General features: G+C 48.6%; 9 protein-coding genes. 7 read left to right on the top strand and 2 right to left on the bottom strand.

The window, feature by feature from the left end; all coding sequences use genetic code 11:
• From cysC (BM258_RS23990) to BM258_RS23955, 7 genes are all read left to right on the top strand, one after another.
• Window positions 1–714, top strand: a 714-nt coding sequence (gene cysC, locus BM258_RS23990) for an adenylyl-sulfate kinase (RefSeq protein WP_090075769.1), incomplete at its 5' end; no start/stop codon positions are given.
• A gap of 159 nt (window positions 715–873) precedes the next feature.
• Window positions 874–1,467 carry a hypothetical protein gene (locus tag BM258_RS23985; RefSeq protein WP_139229386.1) on the top strand — a complete coding sequence of 198 codons (594 nt, stop codon included), beginning with the start codon at window positions 874–876 and terminating at the stop codon, window positions 1,465–1,467.
• A gap of 44 nt (window positions 1,468–1,511) precedes the next feature.
• Entirely contained in the window at window positions 1,512–2,456 is a 945-nt protein-coding gene (locus tag BM258_RS23980; RefSeq protein WP_090075767.1) for a glycosyltransferase family A protein, read from the top strand.
• Window positions 2,446–3,432, top strand: coding sequence for a glycosyltransferase family 2 protein (locus BM258_RS23975; RefSeq protein ID WP_090075766.1), 987 nt, complete (start codon window positions 2,446–2,448; stop codon window positions 3,430–3,432). The genes BM258_RS23980 and BM258_RS23975 overlap by 11 nt, the downstream gene beginning before the upstream one ends.
• A gap of 51 nt (window positions 3,433–3,483) precedes the next feature.
• A complete protein-coding gene (locus BM258_RS23965) occupies window positions 3,484–4,245 on the top strand; it encodes a CatB-related O-acetyltransferase (protein ID WP_139229385.1) in 762 nt (253 codons plus the stop codon).
• A gap of 221 nt (window positions 4,246–4,466) precedes the next feature.
• Entirely contained in the window at window positions 4,467–5,291 is an 825-nt protein-coding gene (locus BM258_RS23960) for a hypothetical protein (protein WP_090075763.1), read from the top strand.
• Window positions 5,292–5,480: 189 nt separating this feature from the next.
• Complete coding sequence (locus BM258_RS23955; protein WP_139229384.1) at window positions 5,481–6,221, top strand: hypothetical protein; 741 nt, start codon at window positions 5,481–5,483, stop codon at window positions 6,219–6,221.
• A gap of 84 nt (window positions 6,222–6,305) precedes the next feature.
• Here the strand turns inward: BM258_RS23955 and cysQ are convergent, their stop codons facing one another.
• Both cysQ and cysC (BM258_RS23945) read right to left on the bottom strand, forming a co-directional pair.
• Window positions 6,306–7,094, bottom strand: a complete 789-nt coding sequence (gene cysQ / locus BM258_RS23950; protein WP_090075761.1) for a 3'(2'),5'-bisphosphate nucleotidase CysQ — start codon at window positions 7,092–7,094, stop codon at window positions 6,306–6,308.
• A gap of 3 nt (window positions 7,095–7,097) precedes the next feature.
• Window positions 7,098–7,808: adenylyl-sulfate kinase (gene cysC / locus BM258_RS23945; RefSeq protein WP_090075760.1), on the bottom strand; the 711-nt coding region annotated here is incomplete at its 5' end.

Raw genomic sequence — 7,808 nt, 5'->3', positions numbered from 1 at the left:
ATGTCCTTTGCCGAGCCACTGGCGATGGATACCTATGAAGAGAACCCGCATACGGGCTCCTTCATCCTGATCGACCGCTATTCCAACCAGACGGTTGCGGCTGGTCTTGTCTGGTTTGGCCTGCGCCGTGCCGAGAATGTGCATTGGCAGGCAGTTGATGTGGACAAGGCGGCGCGCGCCGAGCAGAAGGGTCAGAAGCCACGGGTTCTGTGGTTCACCGGTCTGTCGGGGTCTGGCAAGTCTACCATTGCCAATCTGGTCGAGAAGAAGCTGCATGGGGAGGGCCGTCACACCTATCTGCTGGATGGGGACAATGTGCGCCATGGCCTCAACCGTGACCTTGGCTTTACCGATGTGGACCGGGTCGAGAATATCCGCCGGATCGGCGAGGTCTCCAAGCTGATGGCCGATGCGGGTCTGATCGTTCTGACCGCCTTCATCTCCCCTTATGCCGCCGAGCGGCGCATGGTGCGCGAGATGCTTGAAGAGGGTGAGTTCATCGAGGTCTATGTTGATACGCCGATGGAAGTGTGTGAAGCACGCGATGTGAAGGGCCTTTACGCCAAAGCTCGCGCGGGCAAGATCGAGAACTTCACAGGCATCGATGCGCCATATGAAGAGCCGGTCAATCCGGAGATCTATGTCAACACCGCCAAAATGTCTGCAGAGCAGGCATCCGATCTCATCGTCAAAGCGCTGCAAGAGCGGGATTGATAAAAATATGCCCGGAGCTATACGGTTTCGGGCATTTCAGGCTCTTCTGATAAGGCCCATAGGCTAAAGGCAGAGAGAGTTATTTCCTACTATAATCTCTCGTGAAATCACTTATTATGCGAGGACAGGTCTGTATTCGCGCAGGATTCGGCTGAACTGTTGCAAAGCCAAGAAACGTCAAGGACACTAATGATGCAAACTTCAATTCTTGCCAAACTTATTTCTGAGCTGGAAGAAGCCGCAGCCCCTTTTGCTGATCTCAATCAGCTAACACAGATGGCACTATCAGCGAAACCTGCTGAAGAGATCTCTTCGCATGTGGAGCTTGCGCGTGGCATTCGCGTCGATGTGCAGCCTGACAGCAAAATTGAATTCAAGTTGGAACAAGCTCAAGAGGAAACCGGGCTTCGTTTGTGTGTCGAAGACCGAGCCGATTCAAAATGGGTCTCCATCAATTTTCTGGTTCCGATCGCTCAGGCGAAAGACGCTCGCTATATTGTCAGCTTGATTGATGCTTACAGCAAAGGCATGACGGCTTTCCGCCCCTGTGTGCGCTATCATCTAGAAGAGCGCTTCATCGACCGCTTCACCAGTCCTCTGGCGGTCTTTACCGATGGACGCACGGAGCAGTTTGTGATTCACAAAATGGAAGAAGAGCTGCTTCGGGAAGCCCGGAATATTGAGATCATCTGGTTCTTTGATGGTACAAAATTTGATTTGAGCCTCTTTGCAATCGAACATATCAAAGTTTGATCGCAGGTTTCTCGAATGTTTATATTTTGTAGGTAGTTATTAGAATGGTCCATGCTGAATACTCTTTTGTGATTCCCGCATATAATGATGAGAAGGGAATTGCACGCCATTTGGATTTCTTTTCCAGGCGGCAAGAGGCTCTTGAGGTGATTGTTGTTGACGATTGTTCAACCGATGACACCGAGGGTGTTGTTGCGCGCTTCGAAATGCCCAATAACATCAAGCTGATCTATCACAAACAAGACCAGAATAGCGGGCCAGCCGCTGCCAGAAATCTCGGAGCATCGCTCGCAAGCGGAGAGTATCTGACCTTCATCGACGCAGATGACATGATTTGCGATAGCTTCTTTTTCTATATCAAGTCATCGGTTCTCAAGAATGGCGCAGACTTTGTGATCTATAAGTATCATCTGGCCGCGCATGAAGATGATCCTCTGACATATGAAATGCACGAAGTGGACCGTTCCTTCTTTTCCTCGATCGGAAGCTCCAGATATCCTGCGGGCATGTTTTCCTTGCGTGAGGTTCCGGGCGTTCTCAAAACCGTAAATTTCCCATGGAACAAGACCTATAACCGCGACTTCTATGTCAAAAGCGGCATCTGTTTCCCCGAAGCGCGGTATCATGAAGACATCCAGCCTCACTGGATGAGCTTTCTCAAATCCTCCTATTTCGGTATTCTTGGTTGGGCTCCTCCACTTGTGGTCCACTTTGAATCGCCTGAAGGAGAGCGTGCGACCAACTATATTGGTGAAATGCGTTTGCAGCTGTTTCCTATGCTGGAAGATATTTCAAAAGAGATCCAGCATCATGAAACCAATGCTGAACTCTATGCTGCTTATGATGGCTTCACCGAAGATGTTTTCAGTTGGCTTATCAACGGGTTGTGTCGCGATGAAAGCGAGACCAGCCTGTTCTGGAAAGAGCGCTATCAAGCGGAAATAGAAGTTTTCAAAGCCAAAAGCCAGGAGTGGCGTCGTGAAAATTAGTGCTATTGTCACTTGCTATAATGTTGAAGAATATGTGGCCATCACGCTCCAGTCTGTGCTTGATTGCGGATTTGATGACCTTGAATTGATCGTGGTTGATGACTGCTCAAACGACGGCACGCAAGCGATTATAAAGGCGATTGCCGATGATCGACAAGACGTGACAATTAAGCCGGTATTCTTCTCCAAAAACACCATTGGCGGTGTAGCCACGGCAGCCAATGCCGGCTTGGATCTGGCGACTGGCGACATTGTCCTGTTTGTTGATGGCGATGATTGGGTCATTCCGAAATATACCAAGCAGGCCGTTGAGATGCTCTGGAAGAGCGAAGCCGATTTCATCGTTTGCAACTGCAGCGAATATTGGAACCATGACGGCAAATACAGCCAATATCCCGAACATCATCTCTGGGGACAGGTTGCCGCCGAATGGCGCACCGACCGGTTGAGAAATACCCTCCTGGAAATGGCCCCCTTTCCATGGCGCAAAATCTATCGGCGCTCGTTTCTTGAAGAAAAGGCGATTCGCTTCCCCGTTGGAGATTTTTTCTTTGAGGATAATCCATTTCATTGGGAAACAACCACAAAGGCCGACAAGTTCCTTTTTCTCAACGAAATTACCCATGTCCATCGCATGAACCGGACCGGGCAGACGATTGGTGCGAGCGGTACGCGTTTCATCAAGATTTTTGATCATGCTCAGATCATGCTGGATAAACTCAAGAAGGATGATCTGTTTGAGAGCTACAAGAAGGATTATGCCAAGTGGCTCTATAAACACATTCTCTGGTGCAGTCGCTATGTGCCTCCGGGCTTTTTGAACGAAGTGTTCGAACGAGCCAATCCTCTGCTGAAAGAATTGCCAGCCCAAACGTTTTGGGAAGTTGTCTCCACTTCAGGATACAATGCCAAGGATGTGCGAAAAATCGCCGCGATATTTTTGAATAAGAGATTTGAGTTCCTGCAGGAATTCTGATTTTTATAAAGGAACACTTTAAGCTTTGATATTTTCGGGAGTGGTCGCTGTATGGCTAAATATATAAATGTAGAGGTGGATCAAACCACTTCCGATTTGCTTGCTGAAATGTCTATCGAGTTTTTCGGAGGGAAAAGGAAAATTAGGCCGGGAGACGTTATCCGCAGTCGTATCGGATCGGTCGTTGAAGAATATTCCCGTCATCCAACCAAGTTGCTGATGCATTCGGGCTCTTTTTCCTATGCATCAGATAATGGACGTTCACTTCTGGGGATGGCAACAGGACGCTACTGCAGCGTTGCGGTTGGTATTCGGGTCATGAATGGCCATCATCCCATGGAAGCGTTGACCACCAATCCTTGGCACTATGGAGATTTTTACAAGGAAGGTAACATTCCTGCCGATTTTGTTTATCGAGGCGAGCGACCTGCCTTTCCGCAAGAATATGGCCCGGTCAAGGTTGGCCATGATGTATGGGTCGGCTCGCATTGTACCCTGATGTCGGGCAAGCAGATTTCTACAGGTGCGGTCATTGCGGGCGGAGCGAATGTTACCAGTGATGTGCCTCCTTATGCGATTGTTGGGGGGAACCCCGCAAAAGTAATCCGCTATCGTTTCCCCGATGAAATTATTCAACGTTTGCTGGAATCAAAGTGGTGGGAAATATCGCCGAAGCTGCTTCGGGATTTCAATGTTTTTGAAGTGGAGGAAACCCTTGATGCAATAGACCGCTTGCGTCAATCGGGGGAGGCCATCGAATTTACTCCGAGGAAACTCAAAGTGACAGCCAAAGGGTTAGAAGAAGCTTCCTGATTGTGTAACTGACTTAGTGAACCTGTGCCGTCAGAGCGTTAGGTTGAGCCTTCATTGAGAATGCGAGATGATATTAAGTCTATCGTGACTTTCGGTTAGGTAAAACAGCGTGGAGACATTTAGAAACTTCTGTCTTCCGGTAAATTTGTTTTATAAATTGATATGCTGTTTGTAGCTGCGGTAGTCGCACTGAAGCCGAAGAACAAGGAATTGAATATAATATGACCTCTGCGCGAGAAATCACGATCATTGCTGCGCCTAGAACGGGAACAAACTATTTCTGTGATAGTCTTGGTGAGTTTGATAATTTTGCCAATTTATTCGAGATTTTCAATCCACGCGGTGCTTTTGGATTGGCACGCTTTCCTGAAGTCTTAGAAAGTCTTTGCGAAAAGGCTGGCATAGACTTTCAGGACCAGACAGATCCTGCTCTTACTCAGTATGTCGCAGAAAACCGGTTGGCATTTCTTGAAATTCTAAGGGATTCTATGACCAATGCAGGCAAATTGGCCTATTCATATAAGGTGTTTCCGCACCAAATGACCGGAGATGAACTTGATCAAATGATCGTCAAGCCTGATAGCCTGATCTTGTTTATTGTTCGCAGTCGTATTGATACCTTTATTTCCTACAAAAAGGCGATGCTATCCGATGTCTGGGTGAATGCAGACACCAAGGATACCAAACCGGAAATCGAGTTTGACGAATTCATGCAATGGGCCGAGGTAGAAGATCGCTGGTATAGAGCCTCCGAGGAGCGCGTACGTAAGGCTGGAAAGTCATATATGACCTTCTCTTATGAAGCGGATATCAACGTAACCAAACCGGTTCTTCTGGAACAACAATATCTCTATCTTCGTGGACAGGGTGTTCCGGTTGAATTCCCGTCTGACATCACGCCTCCGACATTCAAGCGGCAGGACGGTGTTGTAGGCCCGTTCAAAAAAATTCAGAATGGCGAAGAGCTTAAACAGACATTTTTGGACAAGGGTTTGTTGGGTAAATATGCCCTTAGAAACCCATTGGTTGATCTAAGAACAAGTTAAACGCGAGTATAAGCATTTCTGTTTGATATCTGGAATGCTTAAGTTTTGAACCACATCATTATGCCGTCTAATGATTTTCATCATTGGTGGTCGATGGGCTTTCGAGAAAATGTCTGGCGTGCTGAGATAATTTATTTGCTGTGATGAGCTGTTTCAGCGGTGCACTAAAATCAATAAGGTAGAAATCCAATGCAAATTGCTAGTGAATTAGGGAAAAATGGGTACTACATCCAGGTTGGTGAAAAAGTGCCCAGCAACTTCACAGTATTGGGTGAGCGCAGTTCTGGAACAAATTTTCTGAAAGCACAGCTCGATACTATTCCTGATATGCAGTTCAAGAATTGGGGATGGAAGCATGCATTCATTACGGCTTGGAATGTTTCACCCAACTTGATGATTTTTGGAATCGTCAGAAACTGGAATGATTGGCTACTCAGTATGCATAAAAAGCCATGGCATGCATCCAAACAACTCCACGAAATGGCGTTTTCTGATTTCATTCGGACAAAATGGGAATCTCATCCCATTCCAAGGCCGCGGCAGGATCAGAATATGATCATCGAAAAACTAATTCCCGGTGACAGAAATCCGATTGATGGATCGCAGATTGAGAATGTCTTGGCACTTCGTGCTCTCAAGTTGAAGAATCTTCTGTCTTTGCCCTTAAGAGCGGAAAATGTGGTTTTGATGAAATATGAATGGTTCAATCAGAATCCCGGTGCGCTGTCTGATCTTTTAAAGAGCAAGTTTCCATCTCTCGACTGTCCGAATTTCGAGAAGATAAAGGGCACAAGTTTTGCGTCCTTCGAGAATTATAAACGGTTTGAGGATTTTCGCCCTGAATTTCCCAAGAGCATACCTGAAGAAGATCTGCCTTTCATCAAAACCAATCTGGACAGTGAGTTGGAAACAAGTCTCGGCTATATGTAAGAGAGGCTTGCCCGCACAACAGATGTATTAAAAAAGGCCACTGCGTTTCATCGCAGCGGCCTTTTTTATGCGCTGAAAACTGCTTCAGAACGTCTTTGCAATGAAAAACGGGTTGGCAAATGGCGCGTCATCCTGGACGACTTTGCCATATTGCAGGCGTTTGCCATCAGGTGTGATTACCGTGCCGCCGGCCGCTGAGAGAATGGCGTCGCCAGCAGCGGTATCCCATTCCATCGTGCGCCCAAAGCGCGGATATAAATCAGCTTCACCGGCTGCCAGAAGGCAGAATTTAAGCGAAGAGCCGATAGATTTCTGTTCGCCCACGGTGAAGTCCTTGAGATAGGCTTCTGCTTCCGGCGTATGATGCGACCTGGAGCCGACCACATCGACCTTATCCGTTGTTGGGCGCGTCTTGATCTCGTGCCAGTTTTCGATAGCATGAGACGTGCGAGGATCCGCTACATCTCCCTGCCAGCAGCCAGTGCTGACATCGCCTGCATAGAGCCAGCCTTTGGCAGGTGTGAAGATCACACCCATTACCGGAACATTGTCGCGAATAAGGGCGATGTTGACCGTGAATTCGCCATTCTTCTTGATGAATTCCTTTGTTCCGTCCAGCGGGTCGACGAGAAAGAAGTCTCCATCCACATCAGGAATATTTCCTTCCGCGGCGGATTCCTCCGCAACGACAGGAATATCAGGCGCCAACGCGGCCAGATGCTTCAGAATGACGGCCTCGGCTGCCTTGTCGGCCTGCGTGACCGGTGAATCATCACCTTTGATTTCGACATCAAAATCTGTTTCGTAGATATCCAGAATTGTCTCGGAAGCACAAAGGGCTGCTTCGATCAAGCTCTTGAGAAAAGGCGTCATGAATTAGTCCTTTGTCAAATACGCGACAATGGCATCTGCAGCATCTTCGGCAGACATCTCATCGGTATTTACATAAATTTCAGGATGACGAGGTGCTTGGTATGGCGCATCGATGCCTGTGAAGTTCTCGATCTTGCCCGCGCGAGCTTTGGCGTAGAGGCCCTTCACATCGCGTGTTTCACACACTTCCATCGGCGTATCAACATAGACCTCAATGAACTCGCCCTCTTCAAGCATCTCGCGCACCATGCGCCGCTCGGCTGCATAAGGGGAGATGAAGGCGGTCAGAACGATCAGACCCGCATCGGCCATCAGCTTGGAGACCTCGCCGATCCGGCGGATATTCTCGACCCGGTCCACATCGGTAAAGCCAAGATCGCGGTTGAGGCCATGGCGCACATTGTCCCCATCCAGCAGATAGGTGTGACGGCCTTCCCCATGCAGCTTCTTCTCGACCAGATTGGCAATGGTAGACTTGCCAGACCCCGACAGACCGGTGAACCACAGAACCCGTGGCTTCTGACCCTTCTGCTCGGCGCGCGCCGCCTTGTCCACATCAACCGCCTGCCAATGCACATTCTCTGCACGGCGCAGGCCAAACCAGACAAGACCAGCCGCAACCGTCTGGTTGGAATAGCGGTCGATCAGGATGAAGGAGCCCGTATGCGGGTTCTCTTCATAGGTATCCATCGCCAGTGGCTCGGCAAAGGACAT

The sequence above is a fragment of the Cohaesibacter marisflavi genome, from assembly GCF_900115225.1.
Classification (GTDB): Bacteria; Pseudomonadota; Alphaproteobacteria; order Rhizobiales; family Cohaesibacteraceae; genus Cohaesibacter; species Cohaesibacter marisflavi.
This window is presented reverse-complemented; position numbering and strand designations above follow the sequence as displayed.